This window comes from Aliiglaciecola aliphaticivorans (assembly GCF_054782055.1).
Genome location: NZ_BAAGTF010000053.1, coordinates 1 through 23,657 on the forward strand (window position 1 = coordinate 1; position 23,657 = coordinate 23,657).

20 protein-coding genes and 1 other RNA gene are annotated in these 23,657 nt (G+C 43.3%); 3 read left to right on the forward strand and 18 right to left on the reverse strand.

Going from position 1 to position 23,657, the window contains the following annotated elements; all coding sequences use genetic code 11:
• Positions 1–121 precede the first annotated feature (121 nt).
• The 17 genes from ACYVIL_RS19255 to ACYVIL_RS19335 form a co-directional block, all read right to left on the reverse strand.
• Positions 122–853, reverse strand: a complete 732-nt coding sequence (locus tag ACYVIL_RS19255) for a hypothetical protein (RefSeq protein ID WP_460314267.1) — start codon at positions 851–853, stop codon at positions 122–124.
• Positions 854–935: 82 nt separating this feature from the next.
• Positions 936–1,309, reverse strand: an RNA gene (rnpB, locus tag ACYVIL_RS19260) — RNase P RNA component class A.
• Between the two features lie 301 nt (positions 1,310–1,610).
• Complete coding sequence (locus ACYVIL_RS19265; RefSeq protein ID WP_303472656.1) at positions 1,611–2,609, reverse strand: AgmX/PglI C-terminal domain-containing protein; 999 nt, start codon at positions 2,607–2,609, stop codon at positions 1,611–1,613.
• Entirely contained in the window at positions 2,606–3,136 is a 531-nt protein-coding gene (locus ACYVIL_RS19270) for an ExbD/TolR family protein (protein ID WP_303472658.1), read from the reverse strand. The genes ACYVIL_RS19265 and ACYVIL_RS19270 overlap by 4 nt, the downstream gene beginning before the upstream one ends.
• Positions 3,137–3,149: 13 nt before the next feature.
• Complete coding sequence (locus ACYVIL_RS19275; protein WP_303472660.1) at positions 3,150–3,689, reverse strand: ExbD/TolR family protein; 540 nt, start codon at positions 3,687–3,689, stop codon at positions 3,150–3,152.
• A 6-nt stretch (positions 3,690–3,695) separates the two neighbouring features.
• Positions 3,696–4,349 (reverse strand): MotA/TolQ/ExbB proton channel family protein, encoded by a 654-nt coding sequence (locus ACYVIL_RS19280; RefSeq protein ID WP_303472662.1) that lies wholly within the window; start codon positions 4,347–4,349, stop codon positions 3,696–3,698.
• A gap of 124 nt (positions 4,350–4,473) precedes the next feature.
• Entirely contained in the window at positions 4,474–4,818 is a 345-nt protein-coding gene (locus ACYVIL_RS19285) for a hypothetical protein (protein WP_460314271.1), read from the reverse strand.
• Positions 4,815–5,633 (reverse strand): tetratricopeptide repeat protein, encoded by an 819-nt coding sequence (locus ACYVIL_RS19290; RefSeq protein ID WP_460314273.1) that lies wholly within the window; start codon positions 5,631–5,633, stop codon positions 4,815–4,817. The genes ACYVIL_RS19285 and ACYVIL_RS19290 overlap by 4 nt, the downstream gene beginning before the upstream one ends.
• On the reverse strand, positions 5,620–8,568 hold the full coding sequence (locus ACYVIL_RS19295; protein WP_460314275.1) for a tetratricopeptide repeat protein: 2,949 nt from the start codon (positions 8,566–8,568) through the stop codon (positions 5,620–5,622). Before ACYVIL_RS19295 ends, ACYVIL_RS19290 begins: the two co-directional genes overlap by 14 nt.
• Complete coding sequence (locus ACYVIL_RS19300) at positions 8,565–10,517, reverse strand: hypothetical protein (protein ID WP_460314277.1); 1,953 nt, start codon at positions 10,515–10,517, stop codon at positions 8,565–8,567. The genes ACYVIL_RS19295 and ACYVIL_RS19300 overlap by 4 nt, the downstream gene beginning before the upstream one ends.
• A gap of 18 nt (positions 10,518–10,535) precedes the next feature.
• A complete protein-coding gene (locus ACYVIL_RS19305) occupies positions 10,536–11,072 on the reverse strand; it encodes a hypothetical protein (RefSeq protein WP_460314279.1) in 537 nt (178 codons plus the stop codon).
• 8 nt (positions 11,073–11,080) lie between these two features.
• Positions 11,081–12,259, reverse strand: coding sequence for a DUF3570 domain-containing protein (locus tag ACYVIL_RS19310; protein ID WP_460314281.1), 1,179 nt, complete (start codon positions 12,257–12,259; stop codon positions 11,081–11,083).
• Positions 12,237–12,485, reverse strand: coding sequence for a DUF4266 domain-containing protein (locus ACYVIL_RS19315; protein WP_460314283.1), 249 nt, complete (start codon positions 12,483–12,485; stop codon positions 12,237–12,239). The genes ACYVIL_RS19310 and ACYVIL_RS19315 overlap by 23 nt, the downstream gene beginning before the upstream one ends.
• 50 nt (positions 12,486–12,535) lie before the next feature.
• The gene (locus tag ACYVIL_RS19320; protein WP_303472675.1) at positions 12,536–13,048 is read right to left on the reverse strand and encodes a TlpA family protein disulfide reductase; all 513 of its coding nucleotides are present in this window, start codon (positions 13,046–13,048) and stop codon (positions 12,536–12,538) included.
• Between the two features lie 37 nt (positions 13,049–13,085).
• Entirely contained in the window at positions 13,086–13,730 is a 645-nt protein-coding gene (locus ACYVIL_RS19325) for an outer membrane beta-barrel domain-containing protein (protein ID WP_303472677.1), read from the reverse strand.
• Positions 13,700–14,443: an SH3 domain-containing protein gene (locus tag ACYVIL_RS19330; protein ID WP_460314286.1), complete on the reverse strand. Its 744-nt coding sequence runs from the start codon at positions 14,441–14,443 to the stop codon at positions 13,700–13,702. The genes ACYVIL_RS19325 and ACYVIL_RS19330 overlap by 31 nt, the downstream gene beginning before the upstream one ends.
• A gap of 9 nt (positions 14,444–14,452) precedes the next feature.
• Positions 14,453–17,185, reverse strand: a complete 2,733-nt coding sequence (locus ACYVIL_RS19335; RefSeq protein ID WP_460314288.1) for an HzsA-related protein — start codon at positions 17,183–17,185, stop codon at positions 14,453–14,455.
• A gap of 938 nt (positions 17,186–18,123) precedes the next feature.
• Between ACYVIL_RS19335 and ACYVIL_RS19340 the strand changes: the two genes are divergently transcribed.
• From ACYVIL_RS19340 to ACYVIL_RS19350, 3 genes are read left to right on the forward strand one after another with little or no spacing between them, the layout of a single operon-like run.
• Positions 18,124–19,236, forward strand: a complete 1,113-nt coding sequence (locus ACYVIL_RS19340; RefSeq protein ID WP_460314290.1) for a hypothetical protein — start codon at positions 18,124–18,126, stop codon at positions 19,234–19,236.
• A gap of 2 nt (positions 19,237–19,238) precedes the next feature.
• On the forward strand, positions 19,239–21,707 hold the full coding sequence (locus ACYVIL_RS19345; protein WP_460314292.1) for a LamG domain-containing protein: 2,469 nt from the start codon (positions 19,239–19,241) through the stop codon (positions 21,705–21,707).
• Between the two features lie 38 nt (positions 21,708–21,745).
• A complete protein-coding gene (locus ACYVIL_RS19350; protein ID WP_460314294.1) occupies positions 21,746–23,344 on the forward strand; it encodes a hypothetical protein in 1,599 nt (532 codons plus the stop codon).
• 218 nt (positions 23,345–23,562) lie between these two features.
• Here ACYVIL_RS19350 and ACYVIL_RS19355 read toward each other — a convergent pair.
• A partial coding sequence (locus tag ACYVIL_RS19355) for an IS3 family transposase (RefSeq protein WP_460312743.1) occupies positions 23,563–23,657 on the reverse strand: 95 nt, incomplete at its 5' end.

Here is a 23,657-nt window from a genome sequence, read left to right on the forward strand (position 1 = left end):
CATTCTGTTTTATGATCGCCAGGATCTGACTGTCGGTATATCTCGATTTACGCATAGAAAACTCCTTCGTTTTAGTTTAACGGGAATTTCTACTTAAAACTGCTCCGACTTTCTGGGGGGATTACAGCTCCCTTTTCCCTTTGCTAGTGTTAGAAAGTTTTCCTAATTTACCAGCTTCTAAAAATCGGTCTTTGCATTCATAATAATCAGGTGAAGTGTCTACATCAGGCAAGTTTTTAATCGATTCCTTTGCCGCACCAACATTGCCCTTAACTAATGAAGATTTAATATGCTTCGCTACTACTAATATTTCTTCTAAAATATCCTGCACTACAACGTAATCTTTTTCTAAATAGGGCTTTTCCCGATAACCAGAATCATCAATTTTTATTAATCTATTTAATAAAGAACTTGCTTGATCTTTAATTTCAATATCTGAATTAAAAATTCGTTTTAATTTAAACTCTCTGAATGAATCTGGCTGGGGGACTTCTTCACTAAAATTAGATGGAGCAGAAGAAGAGCCTTCGACAGCTTGCATTATTCGGTGGTAATAACGCATGTATTGATCTAGACACTCGTCACCAAATTCACCCTCTCTATCTAGAACGGCATTAGTGGCATTAATGATTTTTTGCCTTGTCGAATCTATAAGCAATCGAACTTTATCTTTATCCATAACTGTGAGCTGTTTTGCGGACTTTGAGAATGATAGCAAGGTAGCAATAATTTCGAATGCAATCAATGGCTTATTAGTTCGAAGTGATATCTTTAGCCAACTATTACCATTACGAATATTGAGGTAGTAAATACCATTTCTTAAAATAGTATGGGGAACTTTATTGTGTCTCATTTTGTGTCACACTGTTTGTAACACTCTTTTTAATTTACAACTCAAAACCATAACCAATTGATTTTTAAAGGTTTAAGGTTTTAGTTAGAGCTGGTCATTAAGCCGGGTTCTGTATTTCTCAAAGAGATTAACAATCATTCATCTAGGCCAGCAATCGCTCACTGGCTCAAGCAACCTACCCGGTTCCAATGCGGGCCGCACCATAAGGAACCCTATTTGGTCTTGCTCCGGGTGGAGTTTACCTTGCAACCAACTGTTACCAGTGGCCCGGTGCGCTCTTACCGCACCCTTTCACCCTTACCGGCGCTTGCGCGCTTAGGCGGTATTCTCTCTGCTGCACTTGTCGTCGGCTCACGCCGCCCAGACGTTATCTGGCACCCTGCCCGTTGGAGCCCGGACTTTCCTCCCCCTTGAAAACCCGAAAGTAACAAGGCGGCGATTGTCTTGACCAGCTCTGGCGCGCAGTTTACGTTGATTAATGAATAGATACAATATTTGTCGGCTGCTTTGTATTATCGCGATGAGGTAGATGAGTTGAATTGCAGGTGGGAGCTACACGCAAGCATCATTGATAACACGGTATTTATGCCGTGGAGGTGTGGCCTTAAACGGTATCACTGCAAGCTGTTATCCACGGACTGAAGTCCGTGCTACAGGGGCTAAATCACTGCAAGCTGATATCCAAGGACTGAAGTCCGTGCTACAGGGGTTATATACAGGTGGGAGCTACAACCAAGCATCATTGGTAACACGTTAATTAAAATGGGAAGAAATCTAAGGAATAATCCAAAATGGTGGCAGTCACTTGATCTGCACCGAAATTAATTAATCTAATCCGATTCAGTAGCTTTTCTTCCAATTCTGGATAATCCAATTCACTGGATACCAAAGTGACTTTACTCACAGAACCGTCTGGTGCGATTTCTAAGTTAACGGTAATTTTACCCTGCAAACTTGGATCATCCCTTAAGGCGCGGCGATAAATGGTGTACAAAGCCCCTTTGCTTGCATCAAAGCCTTTACGAATCGACTCAATATCTCGACTTCCTAACACCGTATCTTCGGTCACTAATTCTTTAGCCGCTAGAGACGCTAAGCCTTCATTGGGCGCATCAAACTCTGTAGTCTTTCGACCTTCTAATTGCCCTCTAGCACCTACATCGCTAGATAAAGCACTGGTGTTTAAACCACCACTTTTATCCGCAACCTTTTTTCCCACAAAAGCCCGTTGTTGCTCATTGGTTTTACCGGCACCCTGGATCATTTCGGTATCTGCCAAATTGTTAATATTGGCTTGATCGCGCATACTGTTTAAATCATCGGTAAATTGCAGCAAGCCACTTTGGCTCGCCTTTTCCCTTGCCTGGTTGGCGAGTTCAGCATCAGTCGGTTTTTCAACTTCTACTTTAGGTTTTTCTTGGGGCTTTTCCGCCTTTTTCTCTGGCTTTGGCGGTTCTGGCTCTTCTTTCGGTGGATCTTTTTTCACTTCAGGGATCTCATCCGGAATAGGTTTTGGCGGCTCTATGGGTTTAGGTGGCTCAACTTTTTGTGCTTCAATAATTCGTGTCAGTTGAGGAGGCACTCGCTCTTTCTCTTCCCGCGTTTGCTCGGGTAACTGTTGCAACTTAACGGTTAAGGCCAAAATGAGGGTAATCCCTAAAGCCCCTAAGGTTAGTTTATTAAAAAACGTATTTTCTTGTTCACTGGAAGACCAAGGCAACTGACTTCTAAATGGATTTTGACTTAGGGTGCTCATTGCTCCCCCTGTGCAGGTAGTTTCTGCTCCACTGCCAAAGAAATATTGGTGTAGCCAGCTTGCGCACATGTTTGCATTATTTTTTTAAGCAAACTATAGGGTATGGCTTGATCGCCCATAATTGTAATAGCCCGTGCAATCTCGTTAGGATCCTCTTCTTCATTAGGCTCGACGGCAATAATTTTTGTACGATTCTTTTGATAAGTGAGTTCTTTTTCTAAAGCAGGAATAATATCCTCTGGCTGCGACATAACCTGGGCAACATCAGCCATTTTTTGACCTTGCAATAAAATATGCTCAGCATTAACCAACAATACTAACGTCTCCTGTGCCGCGGTATCAGCATTAGATTCAGGTAACTTAACACTTTTGTCTGTTTGTAAAACCTGTACATCTGATGCATTAAACATTAGGAAAAACACCAGTATGGTGAAAATATCCATTAATGACACTAAACTCAGTTTTGAGGTTTGCGCCATACGTTTGTGATGTCTCTCCATACGAGAGGCGCGTACTGATTTTTTCATCGCTTATCCTCTGCTATGGGGTTTGGTTAGATGGATTCGATGGGATTTCGATTGGCGCATCACCCAAAGAAATTTGCGGAAACAGTTCAGCCTGTACCACAGACGCCACCACCACTTCGTCATAAGAACGGGTGGTATCCATCAAGGCTACAATCACCTGATAAGGAATATCTTGCTCTAGTAATAGCGTGGCCTGATTTTTTTCTAATTGTTGATTTTTAAGTGTTTGTTTAATTTGCTTTAATACGTATTGCAAGGCTTCATAATCGTACTCTTGCTCAACATTCGGTATTGTTTTCACCAAATAGCCTTGCGGATAAAACACTTCGAGCCCCGTCTGGCGCACAATAATTTCCAACTGTTTGTCTTTTTCATCCAAATCAGATTGCTCAGATGCTTCACCAAGCTCTGGTAATGTGAGCTCTACCACAGTGATCCGTGAAAATACCATCATCATCAGCAACACTGGCACTAACACTATCATCAAGTTCATAAAAGACGTGATATCTAGTTCAGCATCCTGCTTTTGCAGACGTTTTTTTCTGCCCAACATCTGAAATTAATCCGTATCACGAGAACGACTAGAAATTGCTTGACGCCCCATCAGCGTGTTCAAACATTTCACCCCGGCCATTTCCATACTATCGATAATCTCGGTGGTTTTGGTTTGTAATATGGAGTGACAAGCTAGCAACGGAATAGCCGCAATCAATCCAAATGCGGTGGTATTCATAGCGACTGAGATACTTTGTGAAAGCAAGCTCGCCTTCTCAGATGGGTCGGCAGTTGCAACTGCGGAAAACGCGGCAATTAAGCCGATAATGGTTCCCAACAAACCTAACAAGGTGGAGATATTTGCCAATGTGGCTAGGTAAGCGGTGCGCTTTTCCAAACGCGGAGTGGTCTCCATCAAACCTTCCTCCATGGCATATTCAATATCTTCACGACGCTGGCTTAAAGACATTCTGGCAATACCAGCACCAATAATGCGACTTATGGGGGCACGGTTCGACTTACCGAAGGTTAAAATGCCTTCGTAGTTAGCCGATTCCAACATAGGTTCAATTAATTTAAATGCTTTTTGATTGGTTTTTTTAGCATTGCTTAAAAACACGTAGCGCTCAATTGCGATAGCGACGCCTAATGCCAGAACCACAGCAATGGGAAACATAAAGGAACCACCTTCTTGAAAGAAGCGAACTATAATATCCATAAATTTACCTTAATTTTGCAATACCGACAGTCTACGTGTTACTGCCTGACTTTAGCGTATGGGATTAACCACACAGTTAATACATTTAATAACTTTTCTGCTTAGGTGTTAAGCCGTTACGTTTTTATTTTTTACCCTTTGCTCGTTCAAAGTGCGTTACTTTTCGGGAAAACTCTTCACGGTCGATGGGCACAAAGTCCTGCTCTATTCGTTTAACAAATGGGCTTGGTAGGGATGCCTTATCTCGTGGAGGTTGCCAAGGTACAATAGACAACACTCTTGGTTGTTCCCTATTTCCACGAATAGTATCTTGGATCAGTATTTTACCGTTCACTTCAGTCACTTTTTGCGTTTTTTGTGTGTTAGTTTGATTAGCATCGGAAACTGGCTGCTCAGATTGTGCCATCACACTAACAGAACTAAAAATAGTAATGAATGAAAAGCTTATCATGGCTAAGACAATTTTCATTGGTTAACTCCATTTTGAGTTTTTGCTAACTGTCGCTTCAAGTCTGCAATCCATCCCCTAACTTGTCGTTTAGGTTTATCTTGAAATGCTTGGTAAAGCTCATAGTTTTCAAGGGCCAGTTGCTTTTTATCTAAATACAAATCATACAATATACCCAAATTTAAATACGCATTGTCATAAGCAGGATAACTCTGAATTGCATACAAATAGTGTTGTTCTGCTTGTTCGAACTCACCCATTTCTCGAAACACTTTGGCTAAACGATTGTGAGCAAAATAGTTGTGTTGATTTAAACTAAGTGCTTTTTGATAATCGTCCTTAGCGGCCACTAAATAGGCTTGTTTTTGTTGCAGATCAGTATTTTTACTATCTGCAAATTGTTGCATGTTTAGATCCCCAAGCTGTACCCAGGGACCAGATAAAGAAGGCTCTTCAACAATTAACGCTTGTAACAACTGCTCGGCTAATTTGAGTTTTCCAGAACGCTTGGCAGCGAGGGCTTGGTCGAACTGGTATTTGACTGCTGCGGTTACTGGCGTTGAACCCGATAGATATAGGTTCGGTTGTGATCTGAGCGCTAATAGCTTGGCCTGCATCGGATCCAATGGGACGACCTCAGGCTCGTTAGTAGCGGCACTATCTTGTTGGTCAGTCTCAATTTCTGCTGTTCTAGTTTCGGATGTTTCTTGGCTGCTAAACAAACTGTCCATGCTAGCGCAACCTGACAAACCCAACATCAGTGCAACGCAGACATAAACACGCCAACCTTGAAACAGTAATTGAGCATATGTTGACTGAGAGTTAGAAGATCCCATTATTGGCCTCCGACAACTGTTCTTGTTTATTGTAGCGGCCAGGCAACAACTCACTTAGGGCATCAAAGCTTTCTTTTACCCAACGATCATACACACCTTGCCAAGTTCGCTGGATATTGGCTTCATGAATATTAATAGCCTGTTCTTCAAATGGATAAGCTTGTTCTTCTAGCAGTATATTGTATTGCTCCAATTCTAGTGCGGACAACCCCTTAGGTCGTTCTGAATCCATTAAATCCCGGGCGAGCTGTCCATATATTTCACCAATTTTAAAATTGGCGACTGTACTAAATTCCGCAATTTTATATTCTAAGGTTGCATTTAGGGCCGACAGAGCTTCATCTAAAACCTGACGCTTTTTATTTAAGCTTTTATTTAATGGTAAAGATAATTTCACCCGATTGAACGCTTGTACACTATCTTCAGCGAAAACCATTGAAGCCATTGCCGCTAAATAACGAGAACGGTCAGTGCGATCTACACTGGCCTGTGCATCTCCTTGAATGAGCTTTTTGAGCCAAAAGCGACGTTTGCTCGGTTCATTACTTTGCAGGTAAAACTCACTCATCTGAAAACGTGCTTCGGTGACTTCATCAAATGGTAATGGATAGCGATGGGCGTAGGTACGGTACGTATCAAGAGCAGAGTCCCGCTGCTCGGCTTTGTGATAATATTGAGCGGCAATATACAAAGCTTCACGCCCTTCTTCTGAATCTGGGTTGGCTTGCCATAACTGTTTTAACTCGTCTGCAGCTGGCAACCAATTTTGGTTTTGTTGATAAGCGAATATCAATTTTTCTTGGATATTTTCGGCCAAAGGATGTGACGCAAAGCGTACTCTGAAATCTTCAAGCAAACCTATGGCTTCAGGCCACTGCTGCATTTCCATTAAATAGGTAGCGGCATCATATTGCGCATTGACCCGCGCACTACTTGTGGGGGTTTTAGCAATCACCCTCAAAAAATCTTCAATTGCCAATGCAAGGTATTGTTTGCCTAAATTAGCTTCTGCCTGCTTATAAATACTTGCTGCCAATCGTTCCAGCATATCGTTATATCTGGGATCATCTTGGGTTAACTGGGCTAAAATTTGCTCATAACTTAATTCGGCTTGCTGATATTGCTGGAGAGCAAACTCACTATGGGCAATTACTAACTGCCCCGCCATTTTACGTTCGGGATTGACCTCGGGCTGCCAAGCCAGAATCGTTTCAGCACTTCTAATTGCAGGTAAATAACGTTGCAGGTCAAACTGCTGCTGCATGGTGTCATACTGCACATCAACGGCTCTGGGATCAGCGCCAAAGCGATTCACAAACTGTTGCTGGCTGGCGAGTTGTTCATCTTGCCACTGTTGTTGCAAGCTGGCATCGGTTAGACCTTCTCGCAGCGCCCTGAACGCCAAAATGGCCGCATATCCTGCCTCTGCAGCTTTGGGTTCGTTGAGGTACTCATAGGCATAGCGTTCATACGCAACAATTGCTTGTTGATAGTTTTGCGCTTCAAATAAACTTTCTGCCAAGTTAAAGGTTATTTGCGGCGTTAAGTCATCATAGGGAAAGGTTTCAATAAACTCGCAATAAAGGCTGGCAGCCTTGGCATAAGCCACCTGTGCTTTTTGACGATTATCTGCAACTTTATCTAACTGTTCTTGGGTGGGTTGATTAACCGCCTTAGTTAGTAACTGAGCTTTACTGTGCTCATACTGTGCGAGTTCTTGAATATATTTTTTTAGAAAGGGCTTCACATCTTCTTGAATCAACTGTCCCCATTCCTGCCAAAAAGGTCCGTTAATCCCATACTGGTCAACAAAATCTTGTTTGGCTGGCAACACTAAGGTGGGAAATTCACCGAGGATATAGGCATCAATTTGTTTCACCGCGAAGACCGGAGCTTGATTATGTTCAGGATGTACGTCGGTAAAACCGCGATAAACCAATGCACTGTCTCGAAACCGATCTTCATTTAAAAACTGTTGGCCTAAACGATCATACAGTAAATACTCATAGTGACGCTCCCCTACTTGCTGATAGAAGGTTTTTACACTTTGTTCAGCACCTTGATAGGAAAACAACAACGCCATAATACGGATACTGTCATTGACTAAACGCTTCTCGCCTACTGGCAACCTTTCTAGTTGTTGCTGCGCATTTAACTGTCTTAACATCTGCGAATCAATCACACTATTGGGTAGCTTTTGGTCAAGCAACTGGGTAAAGGCTATTAACGCATCTTCATACAATTCCAGCTTAAAATAACTCCAGCCCAACATATATGCAGCGGTCATAAAATAATCAGTATTCGGTCCTTGATCAAGGACGGTTTGATAGGCTTGGATAGCGCTGACATAATCTTGGTTATTGAATAGGATTTCACCTCGTCTAAACTGTAATTCAGCCAAATAAAGTGTATTCGGATATTGTCTCAGGAGCTCATCAATAACGTCCAAGCTCTGCTGGGACTCACCTTGTAAATCATGGGCTTTGGCCAGTTGATACAGTACTTCTGCATTTTCCCTCTGCTGTGGATGACGCTCCAAAATAGATTGGTACTGAGCAATCGCTAAGTCGTATACGCCTCTGTCTAACGGGGAAGCGCCAACCTCTTGTTGCTGCTCTGCAAGCAAGACTTCTAAATCAGCCAAACGATACTGAACAATTTTAATGGTTTCTTGATCATCCACAATTTCAAGTAAATTGACATAGGCATCGCGTAAGGTCTTCAGCCCCTGATCTGGCAAAGGATCATGATTCAAGGAAACGGGTTCGAAATACAACTCTCCCAGGGTCTTACGCTTTTCCACAGGATTGCTTGCGGGCGGTTCGTCAAACAACCCAGCGCATGCTGCTAAGAAAAAACTCCCCAAGACGACAATAAACGAGCGCAAGGTTGTGAGTGAAAACAAGGACATTAGCTGACAAACAGGATGGCTCATTGTTTGGCTCCCTGTCTATCGGCTTCAGCTTTTCTGAAGGCCTTGTCATTGAGTCTGACAATGGCCAACTGAGCTTGCAGTTCATAATTCTCTAATTGGTCGATTTGTTGTTGTATTTGTTCCTTAAATAATGCATTTAAACTGGCTAACTGTTGAGTTTGTATTCTGTGAGTCTGTTGTTGCTGTAACTCAAGAGTTTGTTGAAGCTCCGCAATTCTTTGACGTTGTGCTGGGTATTCAGGTGTCTTGTTTAATTGTGCAATAAGCTGATTTTGCTGTTGAGCCGTTTGTGCAATTAGCTCGTCTACTTCATTTAACATTTTCTGTGCTTGCCAACGCCGTGTTGAATAAGATTCAGAGGCATTCCAGAGCATAATCCCTTCTAACCGTTTTAAGCGCGCAACATAGCGGGGTTTTAACGGTTTCTTATTTAATCTCAACCAGGCTTCACTGATTTCTTTGTGTCGTTGCTTAGCCCGTTCTAGCCGAGATTGCCATTCCAATTCTTGTTCATCGGATAAAATTCGCGGTTCATCTTCTGCGTTGATTAACCTAGTGTGCAATTGCTCCCGTAGACCTTGATATTGTTGTAATTTAGATAATAAATCACTTTGTTTAAGGGTCTGCTGTCTTGACTGTGCTTCCTTTTCGCGCTCGTCTAACATTAAACTGAATGTATTAAGCTGCTGTTGCCATCTATCAAATCGACTTTGTAATCCTAAACTTTCTTCAAGCCAGCTCATTTGATTTCGAAACTCGCTGCTGAGCATGATCGACGATAAGTGGGCCGGTATTTGCTCAGACCAGTCAGCGGTATTAGCTAGTTGAATAAAATACTGATCATTAATTTCCTGCTGATTTGCACGCAGCATTTGCTTTTCAGAGGCAAAGCGTTGCAATCCTCGCTGCAAATTTTCTAATGCCTGTGTGGGCGCAAATGCTTGTTCAAACGCATAAGCTGAAGCTAAATATGACTCCATTACATATTCGTTACTGCGAGGTTGTTGTTGCAGACGCTGCCATGCTGATAAGGCAATTTGATATTCTTCTCTCTGCGCCGCTGCCCATCCGTAACCAAGTAATGCGGAATCTGAGTCTAAGCTACCAAGGCGCACACGGTTAAATGCGTCTAATGCCTCCAATGCTTGCTGATTTTTAAGATGGGCATAGCCAATAGTGAGGTTAGCTCTGTCTCGAAGTGCATCGGTTTCAGTTTGATCTACAACCGTCAATGGCGACCACCAGCCGCCCAAAAAACTATCCAAAAAACTCTTATCAGCTAAGCCTACTTGCTCTAAGGTCTGGACCCCTTCGGCATATTGATTAGATTGCAATTGATGCAAGCCTTGATTGTAAATCACGTACTGACGATAAACCGAGTCTTCAGATAACTCGTCTAACCAATAACTATTGTCCCGTGCGGCGGTAATAGATTGGGTGATCTGCCAATTAAAAAGTTGGCTTTGCATATACAACCACTGGTCTTTGTCTAATGTATGCAAATACTCATCTGCGTTATCAATGGTGATTTTGTTTAAAATATTGGCGGACGCTTGGTATTGCTGTTTCTCAAACAAAGATTTGCCTAAAAGAAACCAGCTTTGGATTTGGGTTTCTAACGGGGCGGCAGTAGTTAATAACCGACTAAAGATATCAGCAGCTTGATCATCTAAACCATAGGCTAGGCTGATTCCGCCCTTGAGTAGATAGGGGTCAACCCCTGGTTGGCTAATACTGGATAAGGAATCTGGACAGGCCTGCTGAAGAATTTCGAACTGGGTTAATGCCTGATAAAAATCGTGTTGAAAATAGTAGTATAAGACTTCTTGATAGGCTTTATCGACTAACCCTGTCTCGCATTTTTGCGCCGCCACAATAGGACTACTAAACAGTAGCCAAGCACATACTGATAGCGAAGCATTTAGTCGATTTAGATAGGGTTTAAGCATCTGCCAAAATTCCTGTCACTAAAGCTCTACCACGTTGAATTCAGGTTGTTGGCTACCGGTAGCGTCATTGATAGTTAATTCTAACGCTTTAGCATCACTGTCTTTATTAAAGTTGAAGCTAGTTGCTCGCTTGTATTCTCTGCCTTCAGGCCCTAATCCAATGAAAAACGCACTAATTTGATGCTCCCCTTGGGCCAAATTGCCAATATGTAAACGTTGCACGCCGCCACGATAAAGGGCATCGACTTGGCGGTCTGTGTAAAGATACTCAGTGACGACTTTGTCATCAATTTTTAGCTCTACAGCATCTAACTTAAAATAAGTACCTACATCTACAGAAAGATAAACGACCACCTGAGTGCTCGACGGGAAAAGTAAATCTTCTTCAAGTACGAATAAATCGCGATTAAGGGCAATGACTTCTTTTCTCAATTGCTGTAATTGTTTTGCCACCGTTTGCTGTTCATCGCCACCGGCTTGTTGTGCATTGCTATGCCACGCAGTGGCGCACAGCACAATTGTTAGGATAAAAGTGCGTAGTTTCATCGGTATCATCTCGTCGCCTAGTACCAAAATGACACATATAAGCGTGTCACATTAGCGGAAAATTCAAACAAAGGCTCTTCCCCAACGGGTGCATCAGCCAAAACATTTCTAAAATCATCATACTGAAAGCGCAAATGATCTAATTCGTAATTTAAGGTACCTTTTTTCAACCAAGAACTCGGAGAAAACTGATATTCGTAGGTCACGCTCAATCCAATAGAAGTATTTTTGAATGAGCTCATTTCTTTATCCCGGGCACGATAGTTAAATTCAGCACTGCGAGAAAATAAATCTTGATAAAAATCGGCGTTGTCTTGTTGATACTGTCGAACCCGTAAATCTAAAATCCAGTCATCCCCAAAGGTGTGGATGTAGCCAAGTTTATAGGTATTGGCATCGATTCCCCAGGTATCGGAAAATACCCTCACTTCACCGTAGATACTGGCGCGATAAGCTAAATAGTAATTTAGGTTGATTGCAGCCGCGTTACTGGTGCGGGTATTTGGATAGACCTCAGTTTCAAAACGATATCCTCGATCTGCTGTGGGATCAACATATCGAACTGAACGATAGGGATTATTTAGATAACCTTCATCTGAAATGTTTTCGAAATTAATACCAACAATCATGTTTTTTGTGAGTACTTGTGTGAGGCCAAATTGAAATTGTTGACGCTCGGCTTCTTCAAAAAAATTCTCATCGCCCCGTTTACCTACCTCGTCCCAGCCTTTTGAATAGCCCATACTTAAGGTAGTAAGATCGCCGAAAAAGTCTTGAGATATACCGAAATGCACCGAACGGGCTTCAAAATCGTTTTCTGAACTGCTGGTAAAATTAACATTCATTAAGGTTTTATTATGCAAGAAATCGACACCCACACTATGTTCAGTGCGTTCCTCCTCGTAAGGACTGGCTGTGGCTAAGACGTCAATGGACGCGCCTGAAATCATATCGACATAATAGTTAGCAGAAACCGACACCTTATTGCCAATTTGTTTACGCACTAAAACCGATGGTCCATCAATGGACATACCGTCACCTTCATAGGAATGATACATCACATCAGCGCGCTCTTGGGGTAACACAGCACTGAAAGTGCTAAATGAAACCATTAGCAATAGCGAGATTAGAATGAATAAGGCTAATTTGGATTGGTTCATGGTCATTTGCGCTCTAGTTGCATCCACAACCGCCACCCGCACCACCTTCCGCACCCCGCGCACCTTCTCGCGCCTGGAATGCGTGCATGGTATAACTAGAGGAAACAGGATTGCGGTTTGCGCTCATAATTGGATCGGCCAAATTATCCCTTTCATAGGGCTTTACCCATGGCTCAATAGACGTAGCACAGCCGCTGATTAACAACACACTAGTGAAGAGCAATCCACTTAGACTGTATCGAAGCAGTTGTTTATTCATCATCAATCCTTGTTATTCACTTATTAAACCGTAGATTCAACAAAAGTAAGTGCTTACTCTCTAAGTAAAGCTTTAACCACTTTTTCATATTTAGCTTCATCACCACTTTTATAACCATAATGGGTTAGACGCTTATTACCATCTCGGTCAATAATGACTGTAGTCGGCATTGCTCTGACATCGTATAATTTGCTGACTTTATCAAGGTCGTCAAACAATACAGGAAAGCTTACGGGAATATCTCTGAGCAAATTGTTTGCTTTCTCTGGGTGCTCATCTACATTTACGGCTAAAACCGTAAAGCCAAGATCTTCATATTCTTTTTGCATAGCATCGAAATGTGGTAACTCTTCCCGACATGGTGCGCACCAAGACGCCCAAAAGTTCACAATAACCACGTTGCCCTGCTGCTCCTCTAGTCGCAAATTTTCCCCACTGTTACTCTTTAAAGTAAAATCTGGAGCGGATTGCAGCTCAGCAGCACCGGTAGTAAAAGCCGTTAATAAGGTTAACGACATTACCGCAATAAACAATAAAACAAAGTTAGATAAAGGTTTTGAATTCATGACAATACTCCGTCAAATATTCTGTTATTTAAAAGGCTCAAAAGAAAAACGTCGCACCGAGTCCATACTCGATGTTATGGGTAGTTTTTTCTTCGCCAATAATTTCACTATTAAAAATGTGGTCTTTAACTCCCACATGTACTGCAAAATAGTCAGTTAATAACAACCGATATCCTGCGCCAACACTGACGGTGAAACGATTATCACCGCCGAATTCTGTACTACCTGCGCCTACGGTAAAATATGTCGCAGAATTAAATACCCAATTAGGGCTAAAAAACACTTCGCCATTGAGGTTATAACCCAACGAGAGGTCGTAAAAACTATATTCGCGCTCTTCTTCAGTTAAAAAAGGCGCGCCGCCACTTAGCAATTCGAAACTGGTTTCTCCAGCAGTAGCTTGTCCATAATTCGCTTCAACAAAAAAATCTTCATTTACATGGTAAGTTAATCTTGCCCCCACTAATGAGCTAGAGGAAAAATCTTCGATACTAATTACCCCAGCAAACAAGCCAATTTCGAAATCCTCAGTGTCAATATTCGATTCATTTATGTCTCGGCGTTTCAAATCAGGCTCGATAACATTCTGCACAGAGGCTCTGTTGTCAGCCTGAGCAAACGCAAAATTGCTAGCGCCAATTAAAATGGCTCCTAGAAAAAAACTGCAAATCCGAGTTTCCACTCTTCAAGCTCCTCATTTTCATCACGCTCAGTCAGCGCCAGTAAGTTTTGATATTCAAATTTCACAACAAAATTCTGCGCCAGGTAATACCGCACGCCAATTCCCCCTACCAATAGATCGTTGGTTCTGGTTTCTTCTCCAGATTGCACTAAGCTCGCTCTAGGTTTAGTTTTTATCTGTCCAAAACCAAGGCGAAAATACGGAGATATGCGCCATTCAGGGAAGGTAGTATGGGTCACACTTAATAACCCAAATTGATTTTCCGAAAAGTCACCCAATGCCTGGCTATAACTCACTTCTGCAGCGATATTCTCTGTTACCACCCAAGCACCAAAAACACTCAAAGAAGGCACACCGTCTAAGGAACCGCCACTGGCACCCAATTCAAAATTACGCTGTTGATAACTGCTAAAACTGCCATCTTCAATCTGCACCGGTTCACCAACACTGCTCACAGTCAACCTAAGCTCATCGAGTGATACCCAGCCTTCTTTCCCCTTAACCGTTCGCACCTTAAACCAACTTGTGCGACGTTTAAGAATACTTATCCACTCGCCTTTTTCGGCCACGTGAAAAATTGGATAACCTTGCGCTGGTCCTGTGCGCATATCGATATAAGGTTCAACTATCTGAACCTCAGGAAATTGCTCTTCGGCATTTGCCACTTTAATCATTAACACTAACCCAATCAGGGCGATCCACTTTGCCATCATTTCCATCTACTAATCTGCCGGAGCTGCAAAGGGATTATTATAGTATTGGGCGCCAATATCCAGCCATTCAGCGATTAGTTTCAACTCAGCTTGACTTAACCATCCCTGATGGCTGCCTCCGGCCTCAAAAAGGCTGAAAAAGGCAGCGCTACTGCGAGCCCCATTGGTGCTCAAAGTATTTGCTACAGCGACTGTTTGATAAATAGGGATAGGATTACCCTCGGCATCTAAAATAAGCTCACCGTCTTCATCGCGCTCATAAACGGGCTCTCCATTACCATCAAGCACCTGTACTAACCGATCAACAATGGCTCCTTCCCGCAATTCTTGTTCAAGATCGGCAAACATAAGTTCACGATAACTAGTCAGGTAATCAGGATTGTCCGTAGAGGCTGTGCCGCTTAAATCAAGTTGTGCAATGGGCACCCGAGCCATGTCTGTCTCATCTGTTGGCGAGTGACAACTCACGCAGGTATTATCCTCTATTACCGTCAGGCCATCTTCGGCAATGACTTGTCGTGTCACCTCAAAAATAGGATGAATAGATTCAGGATAATTAATTTGAATTCGGCATAGGCTTGTCCAATTTGTTGCGCAAGCCGTTGTAATCGGCAAAGGAGAGGATAAGTCTGCATAAGAGTAGATAAATGACTCAGCGGGTGTAGCTATAGCTGGATCAGTCCAAATATCATTAAATTCAAGATTTGGTTGAGGGTACTCAGCTCCATTAATTCGTGCTGCAGTTTGCGCCATAGTCTCGCCAAAATCAGCAAATAACGCGGGATTTGTATTGGGGAAAGGTACTCCTGTTGCGCTTGCACCAAAATTAATAGATTCCGCTTCTGCACTCAAACGACCATGGGGTAAGGTGCTTTGCTGGGTATGACAACCATTGCAGGTTTTCACCTCGCCGGGTGCAAACTGCAGCCAATTTTGATGACGAGCACCAACACGTTTGCCATTAATATCCACCAAACTTAATGCTAAAGGCAAGTTTGCCGGAACTTCAAATAAAGCCGAACCATCCGGCTGTACAGGAACATAACCGATAATTTCGCGCATTAATTGGCCGCGACTACGTCCAAATGCGGAAGCATCAAAATCTCTTACATCATCATCAGGGATGGATACCGATTTCACCACTCTTAGAAACTGCACAGGTCGCTGTAAAGCAGGCGTTTGAGTCGGATCTGCCAGGGCAGCAATTCCTTGTGAGGAAGAATCGACGCCAGCAAAATCATAAACACTTCGAATATGTACTTTTGCCAAATTTTCATCGGCCAATGCCTGCTCATATTCTTCTGCTATCTGAGCACTGGCCGGATAGGCACGTTCCCCCATTGCTACGGCTTCAGTGTACATTTCACCTTCTACAGGCACACCTATAGGTAGCTGCGTATTCTCAATGCCGTCGTACATCCAAAGACCAAACAAAAGCGGTGCTTGTTGAATATCTGGATTTTCCAGGTGACTGTCATCACAAGGCAAGATTTTCCGTTCAACAACTTCACCGGCAATCACTTCTTGCTCAGGATCATAGACGCGGCATTGGCTCCAACTAAATATAACCCGTTCACTGCCATCCCAAAGGGGATAAACAGAAGCAAAACGCCCTGCTAATGAAAGACTGCCATCAATCACAATATTATCAAACAGTGCAGGGGTTTGTGCCGGCCCAGTCAAATTAGACTGGGACGCTATCCCTTGGCTATTATCGATATAATTCAAGTAATCAATGCTGACAAAATCCCCCCCTATGGTGTCGCTCTGGAAGGGACGAATGGCACTTAAAATAGTACCGTCTTGCAATTCGCGGACTTTAACAAACTGTAATAGCTGATCAGTGCGGTCACTATCATGACTGTGCCGGCCATACAAAATTTCTAAACCTGAACCATCACTGTTCATTTGATAAAGATTGATGCTGTTATTGTTACCCGCTTGATCCCAGCGGCTAAACAAAATTTTACCACTGGATAGCACCACAGGATCTAAATCATGACTTTGATTGAAAGAGATTTGTTGTATGTTGCTACCATCGCTATCCATCACATGGATAACTGAGGCATATTCATCTAAGCCTTCATCTAAACCTTGGTATTGCGGCTTGCCTTCATCTAACAAAATAGCTTGATTACCTGCCTGACGAGTTGAACTAAATACAATTCGACCATCAGGTAAATAGGTTGGCCCAGTATCTTGACCTGCTTCGGCTTGAATATCAGAGCTGATGACACGACGCAATTCATCGGAAACACGATTATATTCCCAAATATTCCAAGTGGGCTGTTCATCGTCATCTGCATCTTCTATGGCAGGCGCTCGCATAGCAAAGACTAATCGTTCAGAGTCATAAGACACATCCACATCTTTGACATCATACCCGGCTAAGGGACTATCGACTGTGGCTTGTTCAATTTGTTCTTGGGTATAAAATGCGCGGTCAGTAATGTTGGTTTCATCAACACTGGCGGAAGCCCGAGGTTTTATATACAGAGCAGCTCCGGGCAAAAACGCGAAAGGCTCTGTTAAATCATCGGTAATTAACACGCCATCTTCATCAAGGGGGAGAGCACGTTTAACGTATGCAATGGGAATATCGACAACCACAGGATCAGGCTCTTGAGAAGAAGTCACCAATAGTTCATCAGAACCACAACTGCTAACAAAAGCGCAAACAACCGTCAAAAGCACGGCCTTACGAATCATTTCTGTTGTGATCTGGCTAAAAATACATGGCATAAATATCGCTGAACCTTTTCTCGCGGGAAACTAATGCTTCACAACGGGTATAGAATGTTAATTATTTGCTTGAGTTTAGGAACTCAAAGATATCAATTATCCATCGTTAGCAAACAAGTTTAAACTGTCTCTGCTTCACGACAATTTGCTAATACCCGTCAATACATCAGTCAGTCAATTTAGTTTGAATTACAATTCAACGGTATTCCATTAAGTAAATTGTTTCATTAAGTGCTGAATAAAACAATTTTAGTATTGATGCATAGTGATAGTTTTTAATACCTTAGCGATAACCTGTTACTTAACATCAAGGTCAAAAAAAGTTGTTAAATCCTGTTATCGCCCCACAGCTCAATAGAGTGTCGCCGATTCAACACGCCATTACCACCATCACTAAAACCCACTACCTTACTGTTTTTATTATACTTTTTAAATTACTTAGTCATTAAAGTGATTCCAGAAGATTAAAAGTGTAGGCCGATGAATACGAAAATACTGTCCCTATTGCCTCCCAGTAGCGCAAAAATGACCTTGTAAGCCTTAATTTTCGCAACTGGCCCAGAAACTGCTACCTACCTTAAGATCAATAACTTAGATTCCGACTCTTTGATATAGTCACTAAGTTATCACCTCTATTTTGAAATGAGAAATAGCGACAAGAGCTTTAACCTTCTTTGAAGTTGTGAAGTTGAAAGGTAATTTGGGTATAAATATTAACACCCAATAGTAGACTGTCATATTTACCCTTGCTGGCAAATTCGACTATTTTTATGTGTATCGCATTGAGGAGCACCAGTTTGGAAACAGTTTTATCTAAAAAGAGGAATTCGCGCCTTTTTCCCCTTCGGCTCACAGCTAACTTCTTTGGTTTAGCGCTTCTGGTTTTAATGTTCTGTCACCTTAACGCCCTTGCAGGCCCTACAGAACAGGCCCAGCGGATGCATAATCGTCTAGCTGGTGTGCCAGCAACCTCATCGGTCCTTGAGCAGATGAGCGGCCTTATTGAACAAGGAAAGAATCAAGAAGCGGCCTATTTAGCCATGGATAATCCGGCTTTTTATAATGTCACCTTGAAAAATTGGATAACGCCTTGGACAAACGAAGAAGCTGACATTTTTGCCCCCTTGAATGATTACACTGCAACAGTAATAGGCATGGCCCGGGACGATATAGACTTCCGCCTAATTTTAAGCGGCAATATTTTGTACGTAGGTAATACCTCCCTCGACATTCCTGACTATGGAATCGATAACAACGCCCATTATCAAGCCATGGAAGACCAAGAAGTCGATCTCAGTGAAGAGTTAGTTGCAACCACACAAACAGCCATGACGGGGTTGCCAGAGCATGCAACGGCTGGTGTGCTAACCACCAGAGCCGCTGCAAAATCTTTTTTTAAAGATGGTACCAACCGAGCCATGTTTCGATTCACGTTAATAAATCATTTATGTACGGATTTAGAAGGCGTCAAAGACACGAGTCGTGTACCGGATCGTATCCGCCAGGACGTGAGTCGCAGCCCAGGTGGTGATAGCCGAATCTTTTTAAACTCCTGTATCGGTTGCCATTCGGGAATGGATCCCTTAGCGCAGGCTTTTGCATATTATGAATACGATTATGACATTGAAGCCGACCCTGATGGGGAGAGTGGCTATTTAAGCTACAATCAAGAAGGTCAAATTGATCCTCAAACCGGTTCTCGGGTAACGGCTAAACACCAAATCAATGGCAATAACTTCCCCTACGGTTTTATGATTCAAGATGATAAGTGGGACAACTATTGGCGCGCGGGATTAAATAAAAATTTAGGTTGGGATGAGAGTTTGCCCGGCAGCGGTAACGGTGCTAAAAGTATGGGCCAAGAACTTGCTCACAGCGCGCAGTTTTCCCAATGCCAGGTGAAAAAAGTATTTGAAAATGTATGTTTACGAGCTCCCCAGGATAGTCAAGATTGGAGTCAGGTGGATGCTATGGTGGTGAACTTCCAAGGCAGCGGATATCAGATTAAGCAGGTATTTGCAGATGCCGCCAACTATTGTAAAGGGAGTTAACAATGAGGTTTTTATTGCACTCCAGAATACTCCAACTCACCATAATTACAGCACTTACTTTGCTGCTCAGCGCCTGCGGTGGGAGTGGTGCAAAAGTAGAAGAAACCCCAACCCCTCCCCCTATATCTCAACCTGGAGAGAGCTATTCCGGTCCTCCAGCAAATACAGACGATGTGCAAAGTTACAAACTTAATTTATGGGATAACATAAGTAGTGCTGAGCGCTGCGGAGCCTGCCACATAGAAAGCGGTCAATCCCCTGAATTTGTAAGAGCTGATGATATTAACCTTGCCTATGCGGCCACCAACCCACTGGTAAATTTAGACGAGCCAGAAACCTCTACTTTGGTGACTAAAGTGGCTGGAGGCCACAATTGTTGGTTAACCAGTCCTTCGGCTTGTGCTGATATTATGACAACTTGGATCGCTAATTGGGCTGATAACGATGTCACGGCGAATAAGATCCAGCTGGAAGCCCCCACATTGAAGTCTCCTGGAGCCAACAAAAACTTCCCGGAAAATAGTGCTTTATTTGCCTCAACAGTATACCCGTTGTTAACAACCTACTGTGCCAGTTGCCACACGAATTCAGCAAGCGTACCAATCTCCCCTTACTTTGCCTCCAGTGATGTTGATGAAGCCTACCTAGCGTCGAAAGCCAGAATCAGTTTAGACACGCCAGCATCCTCACGATTTGTTGGCCGCCTTAGGGATGAATTTCATAACTGTTGGAGTAACTGTAGTAGTGATGCCAGTGAGTTAACTGCCGCGATTCAAGGGATGGCTGATGGTATCGAAGTAACCGAATTAGCCCCCGAACTGGTAAACAGTCAAGCGTTGACGCTTTTTGATGGCACTTTGGCCACAGGTGGCGGCCGATTTGAAAGTGATCTCATTGCCAAATGGGAATTTAAGACCGGCTCAGGTACCACTGCGTTTGACACCAGTGGCGTTGAACCCGCCATTGATTTGACCCTAAGCGGTGATGTTTCCTGGATTGGTGGATGGGGCTTGCAAATGGTAGACGGCAAAGCTCAAGGCAGCACCGCTAGCAGTAAAAAACTACATACCCTGTTAACCGCTACGGGAGAAATGTCGATTGAAGCTTGGGTAGTACCGGCAAACGTAACTCAAGAAGGTCCAGCCCGCATTATTAGCTACTCTGGAGGGGCACAAACCCGTAACTTCACCCTGGGTCAAACCTTGTATAACTATGACTATCTATTAAGAACAAGCAATACCGATGCAAATGGAGAAAGTGCCTTATCGACTGCTGATGGAGACGAATTACTGCAATCCAGTTTGCAACACGTGGTGCTGACATATGATCCTATTAATGGTCGCCAAATCTATGTAAATGGTGTGCATTCAGGGGTAACTGATAATGTAGAGATCGGCAATTTTAACGAATGGAATGATACCTATGCCTTTGTGCTTGGTAACGAAGTGTCCGGTGATATTCCGTGGGCAGGCTCAATTCGCATGGTGGCGGTGCACAATAGAACCTTAAGCGCAGAACAAATAGCACAGAACTTTGCGGCCGGAATCGGCCAGAAGTTTTTCCTATTGTTCAACGTAACTGAACACACCAATATTGCGCAAAGTTATGTGGTGCTCGAAGTGAGTCAGTTTGATAGTTACAGTTACCTATTCGCCGAACCCTTTTTCATTAGTCTAGACGACAACGCCAGTATTTCATCGGTTCCTATGCAAGGGATGCGTATCGGCTTAAATGGACGTGAAGTAGCCGCAGGGCAAGTTTTCCAAAACTTAGACGTGTTAATCAGTGATAGCGATTATATCCCCGGCGAAGGTCAAGCCCTATCATCCCTAGGAACCACGGTTGCCATCGAAAAAAGTCCCGAAGCCGATGAGTTTTTCTTAACCTTTGAACAACTTGGTAGTGCAACAAATGTTGTGATAGAAGCCGACCCACCAGCGGCTGCGTCCCCCATAGATTTAGAACCTCAAGCAGATATCGGGGTACGAAACTTTGCTGAAATCAATGCCAGTATGTCAGTGGTCACCGGTGTACCAACGAATAACGCTGCTGTGAAGGCATCTTTTGAAAAACTAAAACAGCAACTGCCTAGCGTCACCAATATTGATAGCTATTTAGCATCGAATCAAATGGCAGTGACACAAATGGCAATCAAATATTGCGATCAACTTGTAGAAGACGACAATCTAAGGGCAATCTACTTCACAGGTTTTGACTTCACTCAACCGGCTGATACGGCTTTTGTTGACCAAGACCGAAACCTCATTTTGACGCCATTGCTAGATAGGGCCATTGGTAACAATATAGCGACTCAACCGCAGAGGGATTCGGTGAGTGACGAATTGAATAGCTTGATCGACATGCTAACTGACTGTAGCGGCGATAAAGTATGTAATGCCACTTACACACAAACCATTGTTAAAGCGACATGTGCTGCTACCATCGGTAGTGCCGCCCTGCTCATTCAATAAATAGAATCCAATAAGTAGCGAGTTTTAGGTACGTAGATATGAAAAAAACTAAATTTGACAATTTATCCACCGATGCTCAGCTGCTGCATGATGATCACGCTAAACCGGTCACGCGTCGCGAGTTTATTTCCCAGGGCTTTACCGCAGGTTTAGGTACGGTAATGGCTGGCTCGGTGTTTAGTATGTTTGCCAATCCCAAACAAGCAAATGCGGCATTATCGAGTGATTTAGAAGCCTTAAAAGCCAACTGTGGTATTGCAACTCAAGGAGCAGGAAAAATTCCGTTTATTTGTTTTGATCTTGCTGGCGGAGCGAATATAGCAGGCTCAAATGTGCTGGTTGGTGGCCGCGGTGGTCAAATGGACTTCCTAAGCACGGGTGGCTACAGCAAGCTCGGACTACCGGGTGATATGGTGCCGTCAATTATGAACCCAACATCAGGCTTAAGTGATTATATTAATAGTGAACTGGGCCTGGCTTTTCATGCCGACAGCGCGTATTTGCGGGGTATTCTAGAAAAAGTCAATCCAGCTAACCGCGCCAATATAAACGGTGCCGTTATTCCAGCGCGATCTGAAAATGATACGGGTAATAACCCGCACAACCCAATGTACGGTATTAATAAAGTGGGGGCTGATGGCTCCTTGTTAACCTTAATCGGTTCTCGAAATTCCGATTCGGGTGGAAATAGCATGTCACCAGTTTCAATGATAGATACTGCCAAACGGCCCACTAAAGTGGACCGCCCTTCTGATGTGACTGGCTTAGTGGACACCGGAGATTTGGTTGGACTCCTAAGCCAGCAAGACTCAGTGGCTGTGATGGAGTCTATTCAGCGAATCAGCGACATGAAGTTAGGCCAAGTGAATACCCAAATTAGCACCGATGATGTGATTAAAGACTTGGTCCGTTGTGGTTACGTGAAAAGTGCGGATATAACCGACCGCTTTGGCGACCCATCTGCTCTTGATCCTGAATTGGATGAGGATATTGTTGGTTCTTCTGGCATTTTCAGCCAACAAGAATTTGACAGTGATAGTGAGTTTCGCAAAACCGCAGCGGTTATGAAATTGGTAATGAACGGTTTCGCTGGCGCGGGTACGATTACCATGGGTGGCTTTGATTATCACACCGGTAATCGCATGGTAGGGGAAACACGTGACCTACGCGCGGGTCGCTGTATGGGAGCTTGCATGGAATACGCGGCACGCGTTGGCGTGCCACTAATGATGTACGTGTGCAGCGACGGCTCGGTATCGAGTAACGGGATGATAGACGACTCTGAAGATGGCAGAGGAAAAGGAGTCTGGACCGGTGATAATTCTTCCACGGCAGCGTCGTTCTTTTTAGTCTACAACCCCAACGGTACACCACAACTAATGGGCGCCACCACAGATCAACAAGCACAGCATCAACAAATTGGTTATATGCGCAGTGATGCATCCGTTGAAACCGCTGCGACGCCTGCGGCCAATAACGTAAATTTGCTAGTGGAAACCGTGATCTTAAATTATATGGCGTTACATGGCGAGCAAGGCAATTTTAGTAGCCTGTTTCCTTCCAATGGATTAGGCAATAGCACTCTCATGGATAGCCTTACGGCCTTCCAGCCCATTGTCAACGGCACCATTTCATAACACTCGTTGTAGCATGGTCTTTAGGCCATAGATATCAGAATTGGTTAGTAAATCAATTCCCTCGACCTTGTAGCAGGGTCTTTAGGCCATGAGTTTCAGAATTGGATTTTAAATCAATTCCCTCGGAGCTAAAACACCCGAATTCATTGCTCTGCCCGACAAATAGCAGAGAATAAAAAAGCCGCTTATGAAGTGACCCCGTAAAGTTGGACTCATTTCTAAGCGGCAACCAAGGCCTGATTTCGATATTGTGTCGGACTCAGGCCTTTTAGTTTTAGCTTAATGCGTTCGTTGTTGTAATAGTCGATGTATT